Annotated in this window: 20 protein-coding genes; 9 read left to right on the forward strand and 11 right to left on the reverse strand. The window is 41.4% G+C overall.

Features of this window, described 5'->3' with window-relative positions:
* Positions 1–64: 64 nt before the first annotated feature.
* A complete protein-coding gene (locus KO530_RS18130; protein WP_216049875.1) occupies positions 65–1,066 on the forward strand; it encodes a phosphotransferase in 1,002 nt (333 codons plus the stop codon).
* Here KO530_RS18130 and KO530_RS18135 read toward each other — a convergent pair.
* The 7 genes from KO530_RS18135 to KO530_RS18165 form a co-directional block, all read right to left on the reverse strand.
* Entirely contained in the window at positions 1,040–1,792 is a 753-nt protein-coding gene (locus tag KO530_RS18135; RefSeq protein WP_216049876.1) for a sulfite exporter TauE/SafE family protein, read from the reverse strand. The two genes, KO530_RS18130 and KO530_RS18135, sit on opposite strands and share 27 nt — an antisense overlap.
* A gap of 152 nt (positions 1,793–1,944) precedes the next feature.
* Positions 1,945–3,126 (reverse strand): 2-methylaconitate cis-trans isomerase PrpF, encoded by a 1,182-nt coding sequence (prpF, locus tag KO530_RS18140; RefSeq protein WP_216049877.1) that lies wholly within the window; start codon positions 3,124–3,126, stop codon positions 1,945–1,947.
* On the reverse strand, positions 3,123–5,720 hold the full coding sequence (gene acnD / locus KO530_RS18145; RefSeq protein WP_216049878.1) for a Fe/S-dependent 2-methylisocitrate dehydratase AcnD: 2,598 nt from the start codon (positions 5,718–5,720) through the stop codon (positions 3,123–3,125). The genes prpF and acnD overlap by 4 nt, the downstream gene beginning before the upstream one ends.
* A gap of 78 nt (positions 5,721–5,798) precedes the next feature.
* Positions 5,799–6,923 (reverse strand): bifunctional 2-methylcitrate synthase/citrate synthase, encoded by a 1,125-nt coding sequence (gene prpC / locus KO530_RS18150; protein WP_216049879.1) that lies wholly within the window; start codon positions 6,921–6,923, stop codon positions 5,799–5,801.
* A gap of 35 nt (positions 6,924–6,958) precedes the next feature.
* Entirely contained in the window at positions 6,959–7,837 is an 879-nt protein-coding gene (gene prpB, locus KO530_RS18155; protein WP_216049880.1) for a methylisocitrate lyase, read from the reverse strand.
* 98 nt (positions 7,838–7,935) lie between these two features.
* Positions 7,936–8,595, reverse strand: coding sequence for a GntR family transcriptional regulator (locus tag KO530_RS18160; RefSeq protein WP_216049881.1), 660 nt, complete (start codon positions 8,593–8,595; stop codon positions 7,936–7,938).
* A gap of 289 nt (positions 8,596–8,884) precedes the next feature.
* Positions 8,885–9,076: a hypothetical protein gene (locus KO530_RS18165; RefSeq protein WP_216049882.1), complete on the reverse strand. Its 192-nt coding sequence runs from the start codon at positions 9,074–9,076 to the stop codon at positions 8,885–8,887.
* Between the two features lie 391 nt (positions 9,077–9,467).
* Here KO530_RS18165 and KO530_RS18170 point away from each other — a divergent pair, with 391 nt between their 5' ends.
* Complete coding sequence (locus KO530_RS18170) at positions 9,468–10,931, forward strand: HDOD domain-containing protein (protein ID WP_216049883.1); 1,464 nt, start codon at positions 9,468–9,470, stop codon at positions 10,929–10,931.
* A gap of 332 nt (positions 10,932–11,263) precedes the next feature.
* Entirely contained in the window at positions 11,264–12,139 is an 876-nt protein-coding gene (locus KO530_RS18175; protein WP_216049884.1) for a WYL domain-containing protein, read from the forward strand.
* Here KO530_RS18175 and KO530_RS18180 read toward each other — a convergent pair.
* Positions 12,136–12,666: a hypothetical protein gene (locus tag KO530_RS18180; RefSeq protein WP_216049885.1), complete on the reverse strand. Its 531-nt coding sequence runs from the start codon at positions 12,664–12,666 to the stop codon at positions 12,136–12,138. The genes KO530_RS18175 and KO530_RS18180 overlap by 4 nt on opposite strands.
* A gap of 169 nt (positions 12,667–12,835) precedes the next feature.
* On the opposite strand from KO530_RS18180, the gene KO530_RS18185 reads away from it, so the two are divergent.
* On the forward strand, positions 12,836–13,903 hold the full coding sequence (locus KO530_RS18185) for an alkene reductase (RefSeq protein WP_216049886.1): 1,068 nt from the start codon (positions 12,836–12,838) through the stop codon (positions 13,901–13,903).
* Between the two features lie 61 nt (positions 13,904–13,964).
* Here the strand turns inward: KO530_RS18185 and KO530_RS18190 are convergent, their stop codons facing one another.
* Both KO530_RS18190 and KO530_RS18195 read right to left on the reverse strand, forming a co-directional pair.
* Positions 13,965–14,660: a hypothetical protein gene (locus KO530_RS18190; RefSeq protein WP_216049887.1), complete on the reverse strand. Its 696-nt coding sequence runs from the start codon at positions 14,658–14,660 to the stop codon at positions 13,965–13,967.
* A gap of 358 nt (positions 14,661–15,018) precedes the next feature.
* A complete protein-coding gene (locus KO530_RS18195; protein WP_216049888.1) occupies positions 15,019–15,195 on the reverse strand; it encodes a DUF6435 family protein in 177 nt (58 codons plus the stop codon).
* 371 nt (positions 15,196–15,566) lie between these two features.
* On the opposite strand from KO530_RS18195, the gene KO530_RS18200 reads away from it, so the two are divergent.
* Genes KO530_RS18200 through KO530_RS18210 form a run of 3 tightly spaced genes read left to right on the forward strand, consistent with a single transcriptional unit; the run spans position 15,567 to position 21,117 of the window.
* On the forward strand, positions 15,567–19,268 hold the full coding sequence (locus KO530_RS18200; RefSeq protein ID WP_216049889.1) for an ATP-binding protein: 3,702 nt from the start codon (positions 15,567–15,569) through the stop codon (positions 19,266–19,268).
* A complete protein-coding gene (locus tag KO530_RS18205) occupies positions 19,265–19,900 on the forward strand; it encodes a hypothetical protein (protein ID WP_216049890.1) in 636 nt (211 codons plus the stop codon). The genes KO530_RS18200 and KO530_RS18205 overlap by 4 nt, the downstream gene beginning before the upstream one ends.
* Complete coding sequence (locus KO530_RS18210) at positions 19,897–21,117, forward strand: phosphoenolpyruvate carboxylase (protein ID WP_216049891.1); 1,221 nt, start codon at positions 19,897–19,899, stop codon at positions 21,115–21,117. The genes KO530_RS18205 and KO530_RS18210 overlap by 4 nt, the downstream gene beginning before the upstream one ends.
* A 64-nt stretch (positions 21,118–21,181) precedes the next feature.
* On the opposite strand, the gene KO530_RS18215 is transcribed toward KO530_RS18210, so the two are convergent.
* Positions 21,182–21,739, reverse strand: coding sequence for an NAD/FAD-utilizing enzyme (locus KO530_RS18215; RefSeq protein WP_216049892.1), 558 nt, complete (start codon positions 21,737–21,739; stop codon positions 21,182–21,184).
* A gap of 191 nt (positions 21,740–21,930) precedes the next feature.
* On the opposite strand from KO530_RS18215, the gene KO530_RS18220 reads away from it, so the two are divergent.
* Both KO530_RS18220 and KO530_RS18225 read left to right on the forward strand, forming a co-directional pair.
* Positions 21,931–23,694 carry a monovalent cation:proton antiporter-2 (CPA2) family protein gene (locus tag KO530_RS18220; RefSeq protein WP_216049893.1) on the forward strand — a complete coding sequence of 588 codons (1,764 nt, stop codon included), beginning with the start codon at positions 21,931–21,933 and terminating at the stop codon, positions 23,692–23,694.
* A 137-nt stretch (positions 23,695–23,831) separates the two neighbouring features.
* The gene (locus KO530_RS18225; protein WP_354667882.1) at positions 23,832–25,475 is read left to right on the forward strand and encodes a methyl-accepting chemotaxis protein; all 1,644 of its coding nucleotides are present in this window, start codon (positions 23,832–23,834) and stop codon (positions 25,473–25,475) included.
* Positions 25,476–25,515: the final 40 nt, after the last annotated feature.

The raw sequence follows: 25,515 nt of genomic DNA on the forward strand, positions 1-25,515 counted from the left end.
GATGTGCAACCATCGATACAGCATGGGTTAAAGTCTACTCTAAAATTAAAGTGTTGAATCTAGTATGGATCAAAGTTATCACAGTGCGCTATTGGAAATATTGAAAGGGTATTTTCAAGACCAAAACCTGCATAAAGTAGAATCTATTCAAACTCTATGGAGTGGGTATGGTGAAATTGCACGCTACAATATCCCCACTAGGCAGCGCAATTATGTGGTAAAGGTCGTAAATCCCAACTCTGAATCTGCACATCCAAGAGGTTGGAACACCTCTATTTCTCATCTTCGTAAATTAGATTCATACCAAAACGAACAAATTTTTTATGACAGCTACAGCGGGCTAACAGATCAATATAGTCGCATTCCTAAGTGTATTGCCTCGGGTCAAAATCAACAGATACGTTGGTTAATAATGGAAGATCTGGATGCCAGTGGATTTACCTATAGATGTGATGATGCACCGCTAGATTTGGTGAAACTAGGTGTGCGTTGGTTAGCCTACTTCCATGCTCGATTTTTAAATAATGCCACCCCTGAACTTTGGCCTATTGGCACCTATTGGCATCTTAAAACGCGCCCTGATGAATATCAAAAAATGCCAGAAGGACGACTAAAAGAAGCAGCGACTGGGCTCGATCAGCAACTTAACTCGGCTAGCTACCAAACGCTACTACATGGTGACGCTAAACTGGCCAATTTTTGTTTCTCTGCTCACAAAGATGACTTGGCTGCTGTGGATTTCCAGTACGTTGGTCGTGGCGTTGGGGTAAAGGATTTGGCGTATTTCTTAGGTAGTTGTTTTTATCAAGATGGTTTATTTAAGCATGCCGAAACTCTTTTAAATGATTATTTTAGTCACTTTAAAAAGGCGCTGCTTCACTATCAAGTAAATTGCAATTTTGGATTACTCGAAGAGCAATGGCGGGCCTTGTACCCGCTAGCATGGGCCGATTTTGAACGCTTTTTGAGTGGCTGGGCAACTGAACATTACAAACGTAATGAGTATATGCAGAAACAAACCGAATTGGCGTTAGCTTATTTAAATCAGCATAAATCCAGCAGCTAATCCTGTAACGGCAATCACCAACCAGCGATATTGTTTGTCAGGTACCCGTTTGACGATTTGAATACCCAAATAAATTCCTAGCGCGATGAACGGCAAACCAAGCAAATTTAATGCAAACGAATTAACGCTAATGGTTTCCCACGACCAGATGTGAAAGGGAACTTTAAATAAGTTGATGATCAAAAAGAACCATGCGGCAGTGCCAATATATTCATTTTTAGGTAAACGCATACTCAATAAATACAGCGCCATCACTGAACCGGCCAGATTGCCAATCATAGTTGTAATACCACCTAGGGTGCCCATTAAAATTGCAAACCATAAGTAGTCAGGTATTTTTTCCTTATTAATGGTTTCCATCCAAAGCATAATCCCAAGGCTGGCGATTATGATGAATCCCATGACTTGCTTAAACACTTGGTCATCAATGCTATTACCGATTAGCGTGGCGATGAGCACGCCTATTGCCGCAGAAGGAAATAACTTAATCAAGAAACTCCAGTTGGCGTGGCGGTGATAATATTTTACGGCGAATAGATCGGCCATAATTAACATCGGTAACATCAATCCCGAAGAGGCTTTGCCACCAAAAATAAGTGCTAGAATTGGCACCGCGAACATTGAAATTCCGTGCACACCAGCTTTTGCCATACCGATAAAAAATGCGACTAAAAATAGCAAGCCAAGTTGCTGGTAACTCAATGTGTAGGAAAATAATTCAATCATTAAAATCAATTCATAAGCTGGTGGCTGAAATCTGACAAGCTGCTATTAATTCAGAATTGACATTGAACTACAAGACGCGTTTAACTTTTTAATATCCAGATAACAAAAAACGGCCAACTTAGTTGACCGTTTTTATTTTAGTTTAAGGTAAATTAAAGGCTTGGTTCAGGTACTCTAATCCAGCCTTCCATTAAGATCCTAGCACTGCGACTCATAACGGCTTTTTCAACTTGCCATTTACCCTGATTAAGCACCGCTTTTGCACCTACGCGCAATGTGCCTGATGGGTGACCAAAACATACAGATTCAAGCTCACCGCCGCCAGCGGCAAGATTGACTAAGGTGCCAGGAATGGCTGCGGCCGTGCCAATTGCTACTGCGGCTGTGCCCATCATCGCATGGTGAAGTTTGCCCATGGAAAGCGCTCGAACCGACAAATCGATTTCCGATTTTGCCACTGTTTTCCCACTTGAGGCCAGATAATCAGCTGCTGGAGCCACAAAAGCGACCTTTGGCGTATGTTGCCGTTGTGCGGCTTGTTCAAGGGAATCAATCAAGCCCATTTTAAGTGCGCCGTGAGCACGAATTGTTTCGAACTTAACCAATGCATCGCTATTGCTGTTGATCACGTCTTGCAATTCAGTGCCTTGATAACCTAACTCTTGAGCATTCAAAAATATCGTAGGTATTCCAGCATTGATAAGTGTTGCATTGAGCTTACCCACACCTGGAACATCCAATATTTCAGACACCTTACCGGTAGGGAACATGTCACCTTCACCATCGGCAGGATCAATAAACTCAACAGGTATTTCAGCGGCAGGGAAGGTAACCCCGTCTAACTCAAAATCTCCGAGTTCTTGCACTTGACCATCACACATTGGTACATGAGCGATAATGGTTTTTTGGATATTAACCTGCCAAATTTTAATCGTAACAGACCCGTTTTTAACCAGCTTCTCGGCAGGAATTAAACCAGCGTGAATCGCGAAAGGTCCTACTGCTGCAGACAAGTTACCGCAGTTTCCAGACCAATCTACAAAGGCTTTGTCGATTGCCACTTGGCCAAACAAATAGTCCACATCATGATCAGCTTGTTGGCTTTTTGACACAATCACGGTCTTGCTGGTACTAGAGGTCGCGCCCCCCATTCCATCGGTTTGTTTGCCGTAGGGATCTGGGCTACCAATAGTACGTAGCAACAAGGCGTCGCGATAAGCGCCAGCTGTTTGCGCTTGCTCAGGCAGATCTGCAAGGTTAAAAAACACGCCTTTACTCGTTCCGCCGCGCATATAGGTGGCGGCAACCTTTATTTGTTGAGCAAAGCCACTCATTGAGCTTGTCCTTCTGACTCCAAAAAGTCTTGAGCGAAACGTTGCAATACACCACCGGCTTCATAAATAGACACTTCTTCTGCTGTGTCTAAACGGCAATTTACTGGGACTTCTATGGTTTCACCGCTAGTACGGGTTATTATCAAGGTTAGTGAAGCACCAGGTTGACGCTCGCCTTTCACATCGAAAAGCTCACTGCCATCGATATTCAGTGTTTTACGAGTCGTGCCAGCTTCGAATTCTAGCGGTAACACACCCATTCCAATTAAGTTGGTTCGGTGAATACGCTCAAACCCTTCAGCCACTATGACTTCTACACCAGCTAAACGAACCCCTTTGGCAGCCCAGTCTCGAGATGAGCCTTGCCCGTAGTCAGCGCCGGCAATAATAATTAATGGTTGTTTGCGTTGCATGTAGGTTTCAATGGCTTCCCACATCCGCACGGTTTGACCTTCAGGCTCAAGGCGAGTTAACGAACCTTGTTTAACTTCACCGTTTTCGATCACCATTTCATTTAACAACTTAGGGTTAGCAAACGTTGCTCTTTGCGCAGTTAAATGGTCGCCCCTGTGAGTAGCATAGGAGTTAAAATCAACTTCGGGAACATCCATTGATAACAAATACTCTCCGGCTGCACTGTCTGCTAAAATCGCATTAGAAGGTGAAAGGTGATCTGTTGTTATGTTGTCACCAAGTACTGCCAAAGCGCGCATGCCTTTCATTGTGCGCTCTGCCGCCAAGGCACCTTCCCAATATGGAGGGCGACGGATATAAGTACTCTTAGGACGCCATTCGTATAGCGGATCAATATCTTCGCCATAATCCACAGTCAAATCAAACATGGGATCATACACTTTCTTAAATTGTTCTGGTTTTACGCTGCTGGCAACAATGGCATCGATTTCTTCATCGCTTGGCCAAATATCTTTTAAGGTAATCGGATTACCTTGAGCATCAGTTCCGAGCACATCTTTTTCGATATCAAATCGAATCGTACCGGCAATAGCATAAGCTACCACTAGCGGCGGAGACGCTAGGAACGCTTGTTTTGCATAAGGATGAATACGGCCATCGAAGTTACGATTTCCAGAAAGTACCGCTGTGGAATATAAATCACGGTCGATAAGTTCTTTTTGAATTTTAGGATCCAAGGCTCCACTCATACCGTTACAAGTGGTACATGCAAAACCAACAATACCAAAGCCTAACTGCTCAAGTTCAGGCAGTAGCTTGGCATCTTCCAAGTACAGCTGAACCGCTTTTGAGCCCGGTGCTAAAGAGGTTTTTACCCATGGCTTGCGAGTGAGTCCAAGTTTGTTGGCATTTCTGGCAACCAGTCCTGCTGCGATAACATTGCGAGGATTACTGGTATTGGTACAACTTGTAATTGCAGCAATGATGACAGCGCCATCAGGCATTAAGTCACCGTCGTGCTCAACAATACCTGATATTCCTTGTGCCGCTAAATCAGCAGTAGATACACGGCGGTGTGGATTAGAAGGGCCCGCAATATTGCGACCAACTGAGGACAAGTTAAAGGTTAATACACGTTCGTATTTAGCATTTTTTAATGTGTCTGCCCACAAACCCGCTTGTTTGGCATAGTTTTCCACAAGTTGTACTTGTGCATCGTCCCGACCTGTTAGTTTAAGATAATCGATGGTTTTGTCATCGATATAAAACATCGCTGCAGATGCGCCAAATTCTGGGGTCATATTAGAGATAGTCGCACGATCGCCAAGGGTTAAATCCGATGCTCCTTCGCCGAAGAACTCTAAGTATGAGGAAACAACACGCTCTTTACGCAAGAATTCGGTAATCGCTAAAACAATATCGGTGGCAGTGATACCAGGTTGACGTTTACCGGTAAGCTCTACGCCAATAATATCTGGCAGACGCATGTAAGATGCACGGCCTAACATCACACTTTCGGCTTCCAGTCCGCCGACACCTAATGCAATTACACCTAAGGCATCAACGTGAGGAGTGTGGCTATCTGTTCCAACAAGTGTGTCAGGGAAAGCAACGCCGTCTCTGGCATGCACAACAGGCGACATTTTTTCCAAATTAATTTGGTGCATAATGCCGTTACCTGGCGGAATCACATCAATATTCTTAAAGGCTGTTTTGGTCCAGTTAATAAAGTGAAAGCGGTCTTCGTTTCTACGATCTTCAATGGCGCGGTTTTGTTCAAAGGCGTCAGGTTCAAAACCTGCATGCTCCACAGCCAAAGAGTGGTCAACTATCAATTGAGTTGGGACCACAGGGTTTACTTTAGAAGGATCGCCACCTTTTAACGCAATAGCGTCACGGAGTCCGGCTAAATCTACCAATGCGGTTTGACCCAAGATATCGTGACACACTACTCGCGCTGGATACCACGGGAAATCAAGATCTTGTTTACGTTCGATTATCTGTTCTAGTGCAGCATTAAGTTTTTCAGGCTCACATCTACGAACTAAATTTTCTGCTAATACACGGGAAGTGTAGGGAAGGGTGTCATACGCCCCTGGTTTGATTGCGTCTACAGCTTCACGGGTGTCAAAAAAATCAAGTTTGGAACCAGGAAGGCGTTTTCTGTATTGAGTATTCATATTTTTCTACCTTGCTATTGCGTGAGTAGAGTGGGCATTAGGAATGCCCACTTATTGATTGCCTGGAAAAGGAAAGTTCTATCGTTGTTTAATCGGAGTCACTTTACGTGGCTCTTCGCCGATATAATCCGCACTTGGTCTAATGATGCGGTTATTTGATCTTTGTTCCATCACATGTGCAGCCCAACCTGTTAAGCGAGAGCATACAAAAATCGGGGTAAACAATTTAGTTGGGATCCCCATGAAATGATAGGCCGAAGCGTGGAAGAAGTCGGCATTACAGAACAGCTTTTTGCTATCCCACATAAACTCTTCACAAGCTACTGATATGTCGTACAAGCTGGAATCGCCAAACTCTTTACCGAGTTTTTCAGACCAAGATTTGATGATCACATTACGAGGATCGGATTCACGATATATTGCATGACCGAAGCCCATGATTTTTTCTTTGTTGGCCAACATTTCAGCCATTTTAGCTTTGGCATCTTCAGGCGAACTGAATTTTTGAATCATATCCATGGCTGCTTCATTGGCACCACCATGTAATGGACCACGCAATGTGCCAATCGCGCCGGTAATACATGAGAACATATCTGATAAGGTTGATGCACAGACGCGAGCCGTAAAGGTAGAAGCATTAAACTCATGTTCTGCATACAAAATTAGCGACACGTCCATCACTCGGCGATGAAGTTCAGACGGATCTTGATCTGTTAATAACTTCAAAAAATGACCGGCGATTGAATCTTGATTAGTGGTACATTCAATTTCCACATTGTCATGACTGTAGCGATACCAATAACACATTATTGCAGGGAAGGCGGCTAACAAACGATCCGCACTATCTTGTTGTTGACTAAAATCATCTTCAGGCTCTAAGTTACCTAAAAATGAACAACCGGTGCGCATCACATCCATAGGATGAGTATCAGCAGGGATTAACTTTAACACTGCTTTTAAGGCGTCAGGCAAATCACGCTTTAACAGCAATCTGGCTTTATAATCTGCCAGTTGAGTTTCAGTGGGGAGTTCCCCTTTAAACAATAAATAAGCTACTTCTTCAAAGGTGGCGTTATCTGCTAAATCAGATACATCGTAACCGCGATAAGTTAAACCAGATCCTGATTTACCTACCGTGCACAATGCGGTTTCTCCTGCGCTTTGACCGCGAAGGCCCGCACCACTTAGTTTTTTGTCAACCATGATAGAGTCCTGTTTTATAAATGAAAAATATAGGGTTATTTATTTTTACCTTGAGAGAAAAGACTATCTAATTTCTGCTCATAATCGTGATAACCAAGATAATCATAAAGATCCATGCGGGTTTGCATGCTATCTACAACGGCTTTTTGGTCACCATCTTTTAGTATTGAAGTGTAGACGGTTTCTGCTGCTTTATTCATCGCTCTAAAGGCACTCAACGGGTAAAGCACCATATCGGCTCCCCACTGCGCGAGTTGCTCTTTATTCCACAACTCAGTTTTACCAAATTCTGTGATGTTGGCTAAAATAGGCACGTCTAAAGCTTCTGAGAAAGCGCGGTAATGCTCTTCGGTTTGAATTGCTTCTGCAAAAATGCCATCAGCTCCGGCCGCAACATAGGCTTTAGCACGTTCGATTGCTGCCTCTAAACCTTCCTGTGCAAAAGAGTCTGTACGAGCCATAATGAAAAAGTCAGGGTCGGTACGGGCATCTACAGCTGCTATAATCCTATCAGTCATTTCTTCAATGGAAACAATCTCTTTATTTGGTCTATGTCCACAACGTTTTTGTGCGACCTGATCTTCCATATGGACCGCTGCTGCTCCAGCTTTTTCCATATCTCTTATGGTTTTGGCGATGTTGAATGCGCCACCCCAACCGGTATCAATATCTACCAATAGTGGTAGGTCACAGGCTGCAGTAATGCGTTGCACATCAACGATGACATCGTTAAGAGACGTCATGCCGAGGTCGGGTAGGCCGTAAGAAGCGTTTGCCACACCACCACCAGATAAATAAATAGCCTTATGACCAATTTGCTTTGCCATCATGGCCGAATACGCGTTGATAGTGCCAACAATTTGTAGTGGTTTATTGTCAATCAATGCTTGTCTGAATTTTTTGCCTGGAGTCATAATTTCCTCTGTTTAACAATCGGTGAAGTTTGTAAACCTGAAGTGGGAATAATATATTTTGAGTTACGACGTCTTATTCCGAGCTCAGGTTAGTTACGTTACTGCAATTTCTTTTCAATATTATTTTTGGAATACAAAATGTGTCGGCGCATTAACATTTCAGCTAATTCTCCATCGCGATTAGCTATCGCTTGAACAATGTGTTTATGTTCATCAAACGCCGTGGAGACTCTTGGTCCTGCCATACCTAATTGCACTCGATACATGCGAACCAGGTGATAAATGCCATTGATGAGCATTGAAATTAGATGTTCATTTTTGCTGCCAACAATAATCCGGTAATGGAAGTCTACGTCACCCGCTTCTTGATAATATGACTGTCCTTCTTTTACTTCTTGAAAGTGTTCAGAAAGTAAAGATTCGAGCTCGTTCACTTCTTGGTCAGTCATATTGGTAGCGGCCAAGCGGGCTGCCATTCCTTCAAGAGACTCTCGTACTTGATACAACTGAATTAACCCTTCAGGCGTCAACGAAACAACCCTGGCACCAACATTTGCTTTGCGTTCAACTAAATGGCAGGTTTCCAAGCGGTTAATCGCTTCACGAACCACAGCTCGACTGACCGCATACTTTGTCGACAATTCTGTTTCACTCAGCTTGCTACCAGGTTGGATATCTCCTTCAACAATATCTTTGCGAAGTTGGAAAAAGGTTTTATCCGCTGATGTAACCGGTGATTCTGATAAAAAATTGACCAAAAATTTTTCTTCATATTATCTGTAATGTCGACAATATAGACCTATATGGACATTAATTCAATATTAAATCTTAATATTGTCGACAATATGGGGTTGAACGATTGGATCCGTTTTTATATTGTCGTATTAGGAATTGCGGTAAGAGCTTAGAATGGATGTAATTTGTGGAAAGACAATTGAAAGTGCAAATTGGATAAGCTTGGTTCGACCAACCTTCTGCCGTGGATTGTTCGCAGAGGGCCAGTCGAGGTGTATCGTTATGCCAATGGTAATGATTTAGTTAGCTGAATTAAGCACCATAGCGGGGAGATTTGAGTGGTGCTAACAATAGATAAAATATCCACGCAAACCAGGAAATAAATATAACAGCTAATAACCATGCAGCTTTTTCGCCTCCGCAGGTGCGGTTTGATGTGGCAATGGCCACAATGGGGATTAACCATAAACAAAAAATTATTAAGCCACATAAAAAAGTAAACATCTATATTCTCCTTTTAACCCCCAACCACAGTAACGGGGGGATTTACATTATTGATTTTTCTAACACTTGTCATTTCGCTTAATAGCAATTAGAGCAACATTTATTCCAAATAAAAAAGTTAATAAAATCAATTGGATGTGTTTTTTATTATGTTCGCATTCGATGTTTTTTGACTAAAAAGTGGTAATTTTGCCTAACTAAATTGCTTGTTCTATGAGATTAAGCGTTAGTCGTTCAAATCAAAGCTGTACAAAGGTGCAGACAATCGTTATTTCACTGATATACTCGGGCGTGTAATAAAAATGTAATTAAGTTATTGATGACTTAATGGTTAATTTGGCAATCGTTTGGACAAGGTGTTTCCGCTTCGTTTTGCTGTTTGGAACTATATATGCGTGAAAAGTCAAAGCTGACGTCAGATCAGTGGGTAGCGTTACTTGCCAAAGAAGAGTTACCAGCAATTACATCCATTGCCGGAATTTTAGATAAGTTCTCAAATGATGATAGATCATCTATTCCCAGCCTCAGTAAAGTCATACTGCACGATCAGGCGTTATCTTCCAGCTTATTAAAAGTGGCTAACAGTTCTAGTCGTTCGCCGGTGAAACGGGTGACTACTGTCTCTCGTGCTGCAATATTTCTAGGCATTCAATCAGTTAAAAACATTTGTTTAACTGCCAAGGTGTTGGAAGGTTTGTTGAATAGCAAACATCTTTCGCCAGCGGTCTACGAAAGGCTAATGAAATTAATGGCAAATGCATTTTTTGCTGGATTGCTGGCTAAAATGATGGTGCCTGAATACGATGAAAGTACCCAAGAAGAAGTGTATTTAGCGGCCATGATGTACAACATAGGTGAAACGTCGTTTTGGAGTACCGGCAATCCTCTTACACGTCAGTTGATCCAAAAAGCGGGTATGCCAAAAATAGCATTTGAGCAATATTGCGCATCCACGGCAGGGATTAAATTTAAAGATTTGAGCGTAGGGCTTGCTCGCACCTGGAACTTGGGGGAGTTGCTGATCAAATCGTTAAATCAGCCACAAAGTCGCACCAAAGAGATGAATATCATTAGCTTATCCAATCAACTCAGTGAAGCGATTGGTTCTCCGCCTAAGAATAGGGCGAAATTTGATCATCTAATCAAAGACATTTGTGCACTGATCAATGTGGATGAACATAGACTAAAACTTAAGATTGAGTCCACACGCAAACTGGCAGTTGAGTTGCTTGCATCTTACAACGCATCTGCTTTGGAAAGTTATATTAAACCTTTGCCCATGCAGAAGGATTTTGGCGGATTACCAGCCCCAGTAGAACTTGCTAATTTGACCATCGAAGAGCAATTAATCATCAGCATCAAATCATTAAATGCGCTGACGAGAACCAGTCGTAGCATCAATGAATTCCTTACCCATACCTTACAATTATTATCACAAATATTTCATTTTCATCGCTGTGGTTTTTGGGTGTTTAGTCAAGATAAGCGTCAAATTGAATGTAGGCAGACTGTCGACAGTGAAGGGGAGGCGGTGCGATTCCACTGTTCATTTCCTTTAACCGACTCACAGAACATTATGAATTATGCCATTCAGCATGCCGAAACTGTGTTTATCGAAAATTATCAGGATATTAAATGGCGTGATTATCTGACTTTTGAATCAGAACAGTTTATTGAAAATGGCTTACTGTGTTTATCGCCAGTAAAAGTAAATTCGAAAGTAGTGGGGATGATAAGTGCGCAATTTTTTGACAAAGCAAGTTACTTCAGCGAAGAGGACTTTGCTCATTTTGATTTAATCGCTGAGCAATTAAATCTTTGTTTATCCTATGTTTCCAAGCGACTTCAGTCTTAATTCAATGTCCGCTAAAACCTGTTGATATTAACCAGTAAACTTAAACCGATAAGCCTAATCAATGAAACAGGGGCAATAAAAAAGTCATTGGCCAATAAAAAAGCCGTTAGCATTTACTGCTCACGGCCCGGGGAGATTCAACAGTTCACTACGCTGTCATTATGTATGACGCGCAAAACCACCAAAAAGTTTAAAAAGTTTTCAACTTTTTTTTATTTAGTCCTTTCTCAAGTAAATATCAGTAAATCAAAATCAAAAAGATGCCATCAATTTGATTGCAATCTTTTGTGGAAATCCTTATAGTTGAAAAAAACGTTACCGGAACTAACAAGATGGAAAATGAATTAGACACTATGAATCATGGTCAAAAAGAGCGTTTAGCTTTTATTGATTTTAGTTTACAGTATTTTGGACACGTAGCGCGCACTGACTTAATTCAGCGTTTTAAAACGGGTCTAGCGGCATCGACACGAGATTTTAGTGCTTACAAAGCCCTTGCTCCGAATAATCTTATTCTTGTCCATCAAACCAAAAGTTATCACCGTACAAAGCAATTTAAACCAGTTTTTAAACATGACCCTGAAGTGATTTTAACATCCTTGAGTCGCGGCTTTGGCAACGGAATTTCGAATGGCGTACAACCGTCTGAACAGTGTTTTGATGCCGTGCGTTTAATTCATCCTGATCAAAATATTATTGCCGCCTTGATGCGCGCAATTCACATTAAGCAGCCTATTGAATGCGGTTATGTTTCAATCAGTTCTGGCGAGTCAACCCGAGTTATTGTACCTCACGCTATTGTTAATAACGGTCATCGATGGCATGTAAGAGCCTACGATCGGAAACATCAAAGTTTTAGAGATTTTGTGTGTACTCGATTTACCTTTGTTAATGCATTAGCACAAGACATCAATACCTTAGAGGCTAGGAAATTTGATGAACAGTGGAATCATCAAATCGAGTTAGTGTTAGTGGCTCACCCCAGTATTAAACATCCAAAAGCTATTCAACTAGACTATGCCATGGTAGAAGGAAAATTACGGGTAAACGTGAGGTCTGCACTGGCTGCCTACTTATTAAGACAGTGGCAAGTTGATTGCTCTCAAGGGCATAAATTTATTGGTCAAGGATGTCAATTGGCATTAGCCAATCCGGAAGCATTAATTGGCGTAGAAAATACCGCCTTGGCACCAGGTTACAAAAGTTAATGTGTAGCTAATACGCTGATATGCCTAGCCTTGAGGCGCTCTGCACTTTCAAATTGGGTTAACGAAAATATCACTAAGCCTTGGTATTTTTCAATGACGCTAAACAGTAAGTCTAGGTTTATTTGTTCGTCCGTATCGGCGTAATCAATGTTGTCGTTGAGCAAGTCGTCAGCGAACTCAAAATAAATAATGGCATTTTGTTGCTGGGTTTGTGCGATAAGTTTAGCTAAATCTGACGTAGAGAGATCGTTGATAAGTTCTTGGGTCACCAACAACACTTTGTTTTTCGTCTGATATGCAATATTAGCCAACAATAAACCTTTATTGAATTCTGAGTTGCCTAAAAATCCACAGACCATTGGTGTGTTCTTTTTAGCCATACTGGTCACAAGAAAAGATTGCTCTCGATCCTGTTCTGATAAGGGAGGATCTTGTAGCGGTTTTTCAACAAGACTCAATAAAAGTGTGTGTTGCAAAGGACCTTGGGTTTTGTCGCCAAAGTGTTTTGTATAGTTTACTCGACTCATTTAATTACTCTTGCCGCCTCAAGTTACAGATTAACAGTGTAGTCAATTACATCAAATTGCAAATACTTAGGGTATAAACAACTTCAGATGATGCTCTTGAATTCAGTTTTTTTAATCCAATACTAGTTAAAACCCGTTCCTATATGTAGTTAACAATTAAGGAAAAATGATGTCAGCATTATTTGAGCCACTAAAACTTGGCAATATTAGTTTAGAAAATCGAGTGGTAATGGCGCCACTGACAAGATGCAGAGCGACTGAAGAAAATGTGCCGACTGAGCTAATGGCTACTTATTATGCCCAACGAGCTGGAGCGGGACTGATTATCGCCGAAGCAACAATGGCAATCTCTGGAAACTCCGCTTTTTACCGAGAGCCAGGAATACATTCTGATGAACAAGTGGCAGCCTGGAGAAAGGTCACTGATGCTGTGCATCAAAACGGTGGCAAAATAGTATTACAACTATGGCACGGCGGCAGAGCTTGTCATCCTGTATTGAACAATGGCCGTACGCCAGTAGCACCAAGTGCATTAGCCATTGATGGTTATGTCCATACCCCACAAGGTAAAAAAGATTACGTCCTTCCCCAAGCACTTAGTTTGCAAGAAATCGCAAATATCGTTGAAGGCTTTGCTAAAGCGGCGATTAACGCCAAGGCCGCTGGTTTTGACGGCGTTGAGATACATGGTGCAAATGGATATTTAATTGATGAATTTTTGCGTGAAAGTGCTAACACTCGCACCGATCAATATGGCGGCAGCATGGAAAATCGCAGTCGCCTGTTATTTGAAGTGTTAGATGCAGTGACCAATGTTTGGGACAGTGGAAATGTTGGTTTAAGAATTTCACCAATTAACAGCTTTAACAGTATGCGCGACAGCGATCCAGAAGGCCTGACTGCTTATTTAGCAAAACGATTAAATGATTATAACCTGGCTTATCTACATGTAATGCGCGCTGACTTTCAGCAAGAACAACAAGGTAACGTAATAGCAGCCGCGAGCAAGGTTTATGACGGCAACTTAATTGGTAACATGGGGTATGATTTCACTGAGGCTGAGCAAGCAGTGGAGCAAGGTGATTTAGCCGCTGTTGCCTTCGGTTCAGCCTTTATTGCTAATCCAGATTTACCTTATCGGTTTAAACATGGTATCGCCTTAGCAGAACCGGATCCCAAAACCTTCTACACTCACGATAGTGTGGGTTATATCGATTATCCTGCCGCAGCCGAGTAATCATCAAGTGGTGCTCTGAGCCGATAAATATGGATACAGAGCGCTATTTTTTACGAATAGCCTATTTGGGGTCTGATGATGAGCTTTCTGAAAAGGGTTCTGAATGGTAATAAATGGGTTTCATTGAGCCACAAAAACTCAAACGATAATTTAGCATGTCTTGCTCTGGTACACTGCTTTTAGCATTCACATCAGTGATGCAACTGATATTTTCGAACAACAAAATAAGATGATCGTAGCTTGGTGCACCTTGAATTTGGTGGATCAAAGCACGGCTGTTGTAACCTAGTTCCACAATATCGTACTTTTGTCGATTATTGGGTTCCCCTAAATCCTTCAGAACTCTAACGTACTTTTGTTCACTGAAGGTTAAGTCCATTTGTTCATAAGTTAAACTCCCACCTTGTTTATAATTGCCGATATAAACGTCAGCTTTAACACTTACAGATTCGCCACGGATTAATTTTTCAATATTAAACGATTCTGGTTTGATGGTAACCAAATCTGCATCTCTGACTAAATATACTAGCGCGGAGTCTTTGGGAATAAGTTTATAAATCAACTGGACGTTATGGGGTTTTCTGTAACTCGGAAGATTAGAAACATATAATGAGGACGCATGATTAAATACCACCATGCCATGCACACCTTCATATGCCGGATCTAAGGGGTCTGCTGCTGCACTCGCATCACCATCTTGAGCAAAGCCAGTACTTGAAATTGCTAGTAACAACCAGCAAAAAACTATTCTAATCATAAAAACCTCTAAATTGGCATCGCTATAACAAATTATAACTTAACTATGTAATTTCACCGCCATTATACCAGTCTATTGCCAAGTGGAGATTGCACTTTAGTCTAAGCGAGTCAGGGGAAAGCTCAGGGCAACTCGCTAGCCGCAGAGCTAAATATAACAAGTTAATTTTATAACGATGACTGGAGGAGGTTTTAGCATCAATCATTCAACCTTAGTGGTGCATTTATCTCTATAAGGTTTATCTGCAAATCGTGCTATTAGAAAATCGATAAAGGCGCATAAGCTTAATATGTTATCAACTTGTTTACGCCAATCCTATTTTCATCTTTTTGAGTTGAAGAGCTGCATATTTCCACACTCATTTGTAGTTCATTTCAAATTCTTCAATTTCCTCAAACAAAGCTTCAGCTTCGCTATTGTATTTTGCGTAATCTTGAATATTTCCCTCCTGCTGTGCTTGCATCGCTCGGGCTAATTTTTGATCGTATTGCTTGCGTAGCTTTTTAATCGGATTTGTTTTAAATAATCCAAACATAGTTAACTTAAAATCCTTTTAATTCTGTTTCTTTAATCCTAGAGGATAAGACCAGATTTTCATCTTTTTATATTCAAATAATTTAAAAAAATTTTATTTAGTGGTTGGACGGTAAATAATCAACCCGCAAAAATATAAAGTACTATTTATGACGACGCTAAATCAAGCACTTACAAATTGGTTTTTAGGGTTAGCGAATAATAACCCTAGTTTGGCCGATAAATACTGATATTTAGGGTGTTAAATTGAATTAAACCTCGCTAAAATCAGCGGCTGTACGGAATTCTACACCTGCTTCTCCAAGTTACCTTCATTTAAGCATTTGAATCCCGAGTTAGCTGTCTCAATCATAATTATAAATTAGGATGTTTATGCCTGGGTTACATCGCATTATTCTCATCGACACACACCTTCCTGGTGTAGTGGAATTAAAATTAAACGGTCATACCAATATTTGTGGAACCAATGCCTCTGGCAAAACCACGTTACAACGATTGATTCCTGTGTTTTACGGAGAATATCCAAGTCGAGTTGTACCCTCTACACGAGATAGTTTCGAAAAGTGGTATTTACCCAGAGAATCGAGCTTTATTGTTTACGAATACGCCCGCAATGAAGGGGATTTGTGTCAAGCAGTCTTGGCATCTTCTGGAAATGGTGTGAATTACCGATTTATCGGAAAACCTTTCGAATTAAACGACTATTTATATAAAAACAAAGCTGGCGAGCATAGCAGTGTGACTATGAATGAACTGGCTCGTAGTTTAAAACGCGCCAATATTTTAGTTACAAACCTGCTCAATACCAAAGAATTTAAAGCGGTATTACAAAATGATAGAGGTGTTTTAAACGACAGCACCAATAGCCGTGAGTTACTGGGATATGCTCGAATATTCAGTTTATGTGAACAGGCTAATCACCTTAGACACATCGAAAAACTAGCCAAAGCTGTGCATTCTAAAGAAGGCAAAATGGAAACCATTAAAGCCATGATTGCCGCTATTCTAGAAGAAGATGGTGTGCAGCCACCGAGTTCCAGTTTGAGTAGAAATAGAGTCGAAGATTGGATTAAAGAGTGCCATCTGATTAAAGAGTTTGATGCGATACGCCCTGAGTTTGCTAAATTGGAGCAAGCCGACCATCAACTTAATCAGACGGAATATCGTCTCTCAGAATTACAACAGCAGTTCGCGGTAGATACCAGCGCGTTAGCCGCCAATGTGGTGGATTTTGAGCGCGAATTAGATGAAATTCAACTATTCAGTAAAAAACTTGAATCAGATTGGACTCAACAAAGAGATGAGTTGAATCAGGCGCTTTCAGTGGCCAAGGCCGACTCGGAAAAATTAGAATCCGATTTGGAGCAGATAGAAAGCGAATATGATGATTGGCAATCGCAGGATATTGAAACCCTACAGAGCAATTTACAACAACTGCCGCAATGGGAAAGCGAATTAGAGACATCATCAACCCGATATACCCTGCTGACTGAGAAACATCAAGATGTTGAAGCCAGTTTCAATAAACGGGTAGCGCAAATCAGTGAAAAATTAAATGAAGAGCTTGAGGGGTATTCTGAAGAGAAAAGCCTTTTACAAGATAAGTTGTCTGAACAAAAAAGTCAGGAACAGCTTAAATTACAGCAGATCCGAGATGACTATCAAGGTCAGCTTAGAAGTGTTGAATCAGAGTATCGACAAAGAGCGGATGAGCTCAAAACACAGTATACCGAAATAACTGCCGCCCTTAAAAATGCAGGGTTCGACGAGTTTGAACAAAGTCAGTTAGATATTCTTGATGCCACCTTAAAAGAAGCCGGTATCGCTGAGGATGCAGCTCGAGAGAAACATCGAAAAGCACAACAAGAATTTGTTCAGGCAAGTCAATTGCGGGTTAAAGCGAATGCAGTCCTTGAAGAAACCCGTCGCAGTCAATTAGAAGCGCAGCACCAGTTAGACAAAATCGAAGGTATTCTTTATCCAGGTGAAAACAGTTTATTGGAATTTCTCCGCAAAGAGCGACCAGATTGGCAAGATAACCTTGGTAAGGTCTTGCATCCAGAGCTATTTAAACGCAAAGATTTAAAACCAAGTGTAGGCGACGACTCTACTAGCATTTTTGGGATTAAACTGGATTTACATGCAGTTGATATGTCGGAATTCGCAGAAACTGAAGTTCAACTTCAGCAAAAACTCAGCGATGTTCAACAAATTCTTGACCAAGCCATTGCTAATCAAAATGAAGCTGAACTTGATTTAGCCAAGGCCAGTGAAGAGGTTCGTAATAAAGAACTGGCTCAAGCGAAAACCGAAAGCGCCTGCAAAACCGCTGAAGCGACTCGCAGACGGGCGCAACAAGATAAAGATCAGGTTCAGCAAGAATATGCTCATGCTTTATCCCAGCGTAAGTTACAAAATAAGAAACGCTTGAGCAATATCCAAACTGAGCAATCAAAGTGCAAGACGCAACACGCTGAAGCCATTGCTGAAGTCAAAGATCAGCAGCGAGAAGCCGAAACTGAGCATCAATTCCATTGGCAACAGCTTATCCAAGATATTCAAACTAAAATATCTATTGTCGACAGCCATATCAAAAAAGCCAAACAAGTCGCCGCGGAAGACAAACAAAAAATTGAGCAGTGGAAAGAAGATGAGCTGAATAACCGAGGCGTTGATGTTGACGATATCGGCACCTTGCAAAAACGTATCAAACAATTGCAAAAAGATATCACTTACACAGACACTCACCGTCACAAAGTGAAAGATTACCAACGTTGGTACGACACTTATTTTGTTGGCTATAAAGTGACTTGGCAGCAAAACCTAACGGCGGCCAAAAAAGCCGCAAGCAAAGCGGAACGTTTGTTAAATCAGAAACAAGCTGATTTCAAACAACAGCGTCAGAAAAGTAAAGACCAACAAGCTCAGCTAGAGCAAGATTTGCGAACTGCACGAGAGCAGCATATTGATGTACAGAGCATCAATCGCAGTTTAGGTAAACTCAGACTGGTTAAAGCGGATCAAAACAGTCCATCAAGCAAGTCAGCTAAACCGGATACGGTGAATATTGGACAGCGTATATCTGAAGGACAAGAATTACTGCAAACCCGAGATCGTTTATTGGGTGATATCAAGGTGTATGTGGAACACTTTGACCAGCTGATTGCTGCACAATCGGGAACCGGTTTGGCCGATATTTGGGAGCGCTCCAGAGATGAATGCGCGGTGGTAAATGACCAAGGAATTCGCAATATTGATCACCGCAGAATGGTAGTGCATCTGGCCCAGTTATTAAATGAAGTGGTTCCACAAAAACTCCACGGATTACGAGAACAAGGTCGAATTTTTGGTGCCGACTTAACCCAGTACTATAATGTGCTGGAAGATATCGATAAACGTATCGCCAGCCAAAGTAAACGAATTAGTAAAGAAGTCGATGAAGAATTGTTTCTCGATGGAGTCTCTGATTCAGCCGTAAAAATTCGCTCGCGTATTTCAGAATTAGAGTTTTGGCCTGAGTTAGCCCAATTCAATAAGCTTTATCAGGCTTGGATGAAAAGTGGTGCCGTTGAGCTGCCAGATGATGAATATGCGCTGAGCATGCGTAAAGTCTTGGATATTCTTGGTCGCGCCGCCTTAAGCGGCGGGATCAGTAAATTATTAGATATTGAGCTGCACATCAAAGAAGGTAATTCTAATCTGGTTATTCGAACGGACCGTCAATTAAATGAGTCTTCCAGTCATGGTATGGCGTACTTAATTTTATGTAAATTCCTATTAGCCTTCACTCGATTATTACGAGGGGATGCAGATGCCACTATTCACTGGCCCATCGATGAATTGGGTACTTTGCACCAAAGTAATGTGAAGAAAATTTTTGATGCTTGCCAGAATAATAATATCTCTGTGGTTGGCGCATTCCCTAACCCTGAATCGGAAGTATTAACCCTGTTTGATAATCGCTATTTGATTGATAAAACCACACGAAAACTACAGGTGGTTCAACCCAAAGTCAGTGCTATAGCCGAACATATCCAAAAACGTAAACAAACTGAGCAAGGAGTTAACCCATGATTAGCGAACAAGGCCGCATTCTAGAAAGTTTGTTATCTGGGGCGTTTATCTGTCAGGTCAGTGATGAAGATGCTTGGCGATTCCTAAAAACCTCAGGCAATAGCGATAAAATTGAAACCCAGTTGAATATGTTGAACCGCACGTTGGCCAGCGCTGCAGAAGGGGAGGTTTATTACGCTGCTTATCAAACCTTGGGCGATAATGAGCGCAAAGTGCTAACTGGTCAATTTCAGGATATTTCCAGTCATTTAGTGCCCTTGGTTGAATGGTTATTGTTAGTTCAACAAGCCAGTGGAACTGATGTGCCCATCACTCAGGGAACGGCTATTCGATTAGCTGAAATCCAACTGACCATTGAAGATACGCCAGCTTTTGCTGAGCAATTAGCCAAAATTTCCCATTACAAATTGTTTGGTTCTACCAGCGTATCGGTCGATGGCCAGATTAAACAGGTGTTTAAGCGTCTAACCGATTTAGGATATATGCTACGACCTAATCAAGACAAACAAATCTTCATTGCCACTGGGAAAGTGGAATACCTATATGAAGTGATTAAATTTATCGACGAAACCGAATCATTGTCTTTGTCTGAGCAGGCAGAAAGCGCAGTGCAGCAGGGAAGCCTGATATGAACCAAAATCTACATCAGGCCGGAGTAAAGCTTCTTAATGCGCTAAGTAGACATGCTGATCTTCTGATGCAGGTTTATTTGTCGGGTACTGTGGATGAAACCAAATTCAGCCCGAAAATTATCGACAGTTTAGTGCAAATGGGGATTTTATGGCGTCCTGACGCTGACGCAGATTTACGTCTGAAAAATGCGGTACGACAATTACTCGAAGGCAGTTTACATGATGAACGAAATCGTCAAATAGACGCCAATATTGGCTCAGCGCTGAAGGGGCTCAAAACCTTAGCTGACCATTATAAAGAAGCGTTACAACATCAACGATTTACCGAAGCCAATACGCATCTTTCAGATTTAACTGAGCATGTTTACGCGTTGACTGAATCACTCGAAAATAATGTGAGGGTGCTGTTTAGCCGAATCAACAATGAGTTTGGTTACGTATCTTCCATTGATGCCAAGATCCGTGAAAATCAGTTGGCACAATCGCAAGTATCCGAGTTATTGGGCGAATTGGAAATGTTCCAATTTGATGAGCTAAGTGAAATTGCTGCCAGTAATCGTGAATTACGTCACTTATTAGTTGTTACCTTACAACACAGTTTTTCCCGTGTAACCCAAGAGCTCTCCATTGTACAAGCTCGATTGTTGTCATTGTTAGGTCGTTTCAGAGAGCTACGGGGACGCACGCGTTTACTCAAAGGCTTTTTATTGCACATGGAACATTCGCCGACATTTGTACCGGTGAATTATTGTGGACTATCTCAAGTGCCGATGTTGTTTAATCAGGCTGAAGCGGTGATTAAACCTGCTGCGGCGGATGTAACGCGGGTTGAACATGAACAAGAATTACAAAAATTAGTCAGCGCAATTAAAACCCTAAATCGTCCACCGAAGGCGTATCAACCAGAGCGGGCTGCCCACCAAATTCATGTTGAAAAGCAAAGTGAAGTAGAGTTTGCTGAAGATAAGCTTAAAAAAGCGGTAGAAGGTTACTTCTGTCAGGTTATCGATACCGGCGAGCGATTAACAGCCCTAGAATATTATCAACAGCACGAATTAGAGTTCGATACCGAAGCTTGGTTGTATCAAGTTATTGGTGGTTATCAAGGGTTAACCTCAGAAGAACAAGCGTATTTTGCGATTGAACAAAGCGGAGAACTCCATCCTATTTATAATGGAAACTTTATTATTCGCGATGTTGAGTTGGGATTAAGATAACGACTTCACCGGTCGCAATTTATGACGACCTGTGAAGGCATATGTTGTTGCCTAGAAAAACGCGCTAGGGCATGACTTTCATAAAGTTGTTAAATTTATCTTGGCTTTTAACCACCCAGTCTGGAGGTGATTCACCGCTTCCGGCCAACTTGAGATTAGTATGTTGACTGGCGACTTGCTCAACAATTGCCATTTGTTGCTCGGTGGCATCCACGAAAAATATGTGTTTTCCTTGTTTTAGCAATTTTTGAAACTGTCTAAATTGATAATTCGGGACTTGGATGCCAATAAGTCCGCCTTCCCATGTGCAAAACCCCAGTATTACCACCGCAAGAAAACCAAAGGGGATCCATCCTGCAGCCGTGAGATGCCAATTCATGCTATACGCCAATAACAAAACCAAGGCTGCGCCAATTGCGCCAACCACAGCTCCTAATTCGGTGGATCGTACAACATCTTTTTTCAACACGGATTCAATGGCATGTAAATGATGTTTTTCAACTTCAGCATCATTTTCACTTAACACATGCAATTGAGGTGTACTCAATCCTTTGTCTTCAAGTTCACTTTGGATAATACGTAGATCATTCAAGTCATCACTTATGTAGTATTGTCTTTTCATCTCAAGTACCCTTTTACTGTCTCGTTGTTTCTAATGCACTAGAACAATATTAGTACACAAAAACACTTTATTGTTTATTTTTTGTTCGATTTGGTCTGTTGCTTCCATGTCAGCACCAACTGATTCCATGTTGGAATTGTTGTTAGAAAAACCAAAATCTTAGCCAAGATCAAAACCAAGAGAGAATATTTATGAGTTTGTTGGGTTCTACAATGATTTTTTTGGCCGCAGCTGTGGTGGCAGTACCTATCTTCAAACGTTTGAAATTGGGAGCAATATTAGGTTACTTAGTGGCGGGTATGGTCATCGGCCCGTCGATTATGGATTGGGTTTCTAAGCCCGAGACAATTTTACATTTTGCGGAACTCGGTGTCGTATTCTTACTGTTTATTATCGGCTTGGAGTTAGAGCCCAAAAAACTCTTAAAAATGCGTGATCAGATTGTTTTTACAGGGGGCGGACAGTTATTTCTGAGTGCTAGTTTCATCGCGATATCGGTGAAGTATATTGTCGGTACGGACTGGACGGCAGCCATAGTGATAGGCTTGGCCGTGGCGCTTTCTTCTACCGCTTTTGCTATTCAATTGATGGAAAATCAAAATATTTTAAAGACCCCACCAGGTCAAAAAGGTTTTTCAATCTTATTGATGCAAGATTTGGCTGTGATTCCCATTCTGCTGTTAGTACAAAGCCTTTCCACTGTGCCTGATGTCGATTCCCCTGCGTGGTGGGTAAGCATCTGTGCAATTGTGGCAGTGCTGATTATTGGAAAATTTCTGATCAATCCATTTTTGCGACTGATTTCCCACTGGGGTAATGCCGAAATCATGACCTCTGCCGCGTTGTTAATTGTTATCGCGACTGCGCTAGGTATGCAAGAAGCAGGGTTGTCGATGGGAATGGGCGCATTTGTGGCTGGGATGCTACTTGCTAACTCAAGCTTTAAGCATCAATTAGAAGCGGAAATTGAGCCGTTCAAAGGTTTGTTGTTAGGTCTGTTCTTTATCGCTATTGGTATGAATTTAGACTTAGATTTGTTTTTCGATAATCCACTGGTAATTATTGCCGCCGCGTTAACTCTGATTGCGATTAAAACAGCCATTATTTTCAGCATTCTTAAATTTTCGAAACAAAGTACAACTGACTCGATGCGCATTGCATTGATGCTCTCTCAGGGGGGCGAATTTGCCTTTGTGGTTATGGGAGAGGCGAGCCTAGCAAACCTAATAGCACCCACCCTAGCTAGTCAGGTTACTTTGGTGGTAGGCGTTTCTATGGCGTTAACTTCACCATTAGTGATTTTACACAGTATTTGGTTCAACAGTCGTAACTGTCCAGCGGTATACGATTCGCAAACCGACACCGACGAGCCGCGGGTTATTATTGCTGGATTTGGGCGCTTTGGTCAGGTAACTGGGCGTATTTTAGCGGCCAATAAAATCCCGTTCACAGCATTGGATAAAGATGCAGAACACATCGCCTTTGTTAAAAAATTCGGCAACAAAGTGTTTTATGGTGATGCCACTCGATTAGATTTATTAAAGATATCGGGGATAGAGCAAGCGTCTATATTATTGATTGCTATCGACAATGAAGTTGATACTTTCAAAATTGTCGCGTTGGTCAGTGAGCAATTTCCCCATGTGAAAATGGTGGTCAGAGCCCGCAACCGTAATGCGGTAATGCGCTTGTCTAAAGTTGAAAACTTACACTTTGTTAGGGAACTCTTTTGGTCTGGGTTACGGGCCGCTGAAAAGGTGCTAGAAGATTTTGGGTTTGACAAAAAACAGGCTGCGCATATGTGTGACATATTCGAAAAGCATGATGAAAAAATTCTCAAAGAAGTTATCGACGCAGACTCTGATTTAGATGAACTGATTCAATTAAGTAAGAAGGGCCGGGCTGATTTGGAAACTTTATTTGCCAATGATATTAAACAGATCGGTGGTAACTAGATAAAAGTAGCGACTCTGAGCAGTAGTGTAACAAAAATGTCATCTTAACAGCATAGGCTTAGCGGCCGGCAATATGTACTTGTTTATGGCATTTTGTGCCTGCATTTTTTTCATCTTACAGCTCAAGGTAATCGCTAGTGTTTGAATTCTTCTATTTGAATATACGAAATAAGTTACTCTTTCTTATTTGTTCTATTTTATTGATAATTTTAGTCGCGGTGTATATTGGACTGTCTTCGCTAAACTCAGTGACGCAGGAATATTCCGCGACCGTCAATCAAGAAGTGACCAATATCACCCATGTTTCTGGGCTAAATGTGCGTTTTAAAACGCAAGTACAAGAATGGAAAAACACCTTAATAAGAGGCAAAGACCCAGAGCAACTTGAAAAATATTGGGGCCGATTTGTTGAAAATGGGCAAACTATTGTCACCCAATACAGCAATATTTTAAACAATATGTCTGAGCAACATCCTGCATATTCTCACGTCAAAGACTTTTCAGTTAGCTATCCGAAAATGCTCCAAGCCTATGAGTCTGGTTATGATGCGTTCTTAACTTCCGGCTTTGATATTGGCGTAGCTGACAACAGTGTCAAAGGCATTGATAGAGCACCCACTGAGAGCTTAAATAACGCTGTTGAAGCAACTAACCAATACGTTTTAGGTTTGAAAAAGCAAATTGAATCCCGCGCCAGTTCCGTATTTATTTATACCAATGTGATTATCATTGTGACGATTTTAATCTGTATTTTAGCGGTTTCTTGGTTTATCAATGCCAGCGTATTAACTCCTTTAAATCGCTTAACCGATGTTTCAAAACAAATCGCTTCAGGTGATTTCACCGGCGAGATTGAAAGTACCACCAGAGATCAAATTGGTCTGGTTACCGATAATGTGAAACTTATTCAAAATGACTTGAGCAAAATGCTAAGTCGAATTCTCGGAGAGTTAAAAGAGCTCGGTGAAATCATTAATAACTTGGTTGAAGGGTTCCAAACCGTAAAGCATGGTTTAAAAAGCCAAGTTGATTTGACTCAGAAAACCAATGATCGTGTTGAGCAATTAACCCAAACTGGGAATGACATTGATGGGGCCATTAAAAAAGCATCAAAATTTGTCGCGTCATCTACAAAAGAAGCCGATCAAGGGCGAACGGTGTTTAAACAGAATGTGATGATTAGCCAAAGCGTGATGGACGCAACTAATTATGCTTCTGATATTATATCAACACTGAAAAAAGACTCTGATGATATAGGCGACGTGGTAAATGTGATCAACAGCATTGCTGATCAAACCAATTTACTGGCATTAAATGCTGCCATAGAAGCGGCTAGGGCTGGAGGCGCTGGCAGAGGTTTTGCTGTTGTAGCGGACGAAGTGCGTAACTTGGCAAATAAAACCCAGCAATCTACTCAACTTATTTCGCAAAATGTACAAAAACTCCAAAATGCCGCAGATGAAGCCGTCTCTGCTATGGCTCAAGGCAAAATCCAAGCCGCAGACGGGCTGCACCAAGCAGAGTCTTCGTTAGGAATTATTGATGCATTGAGTCAATCTTTTAGCAAAATTCACGATTTGAACTTACAAGTGCAAGATGCAGTAGGCTTACAGCAATTGCAAAACAGCAACGTCAACAATGACATTTCAGAAATTGTTGCCTTGAGTGAAAGCTCTCAACTTGCGGTAAACCGAATGGAAGACGCATCAAAAGTACTGTCCTCGATATTCGAAAGCATTCACCTTGCGACCCGAGATTTTAAAATTAAAAACGAACAATAAATTGCTTATGGGATGTTTATAGGTTTCTCTCTAATATGGA

The organism is Aliiglaciecola lipolytica, from assembly GCF_018860635.1.
Lineage (GTDB): Bacteria > Pseudomonadota > Gammaproteobacteria > Enterobacterales > Alteromonadaceae > Aliiglaciecola > Aliiglaciecola lipolytica_A.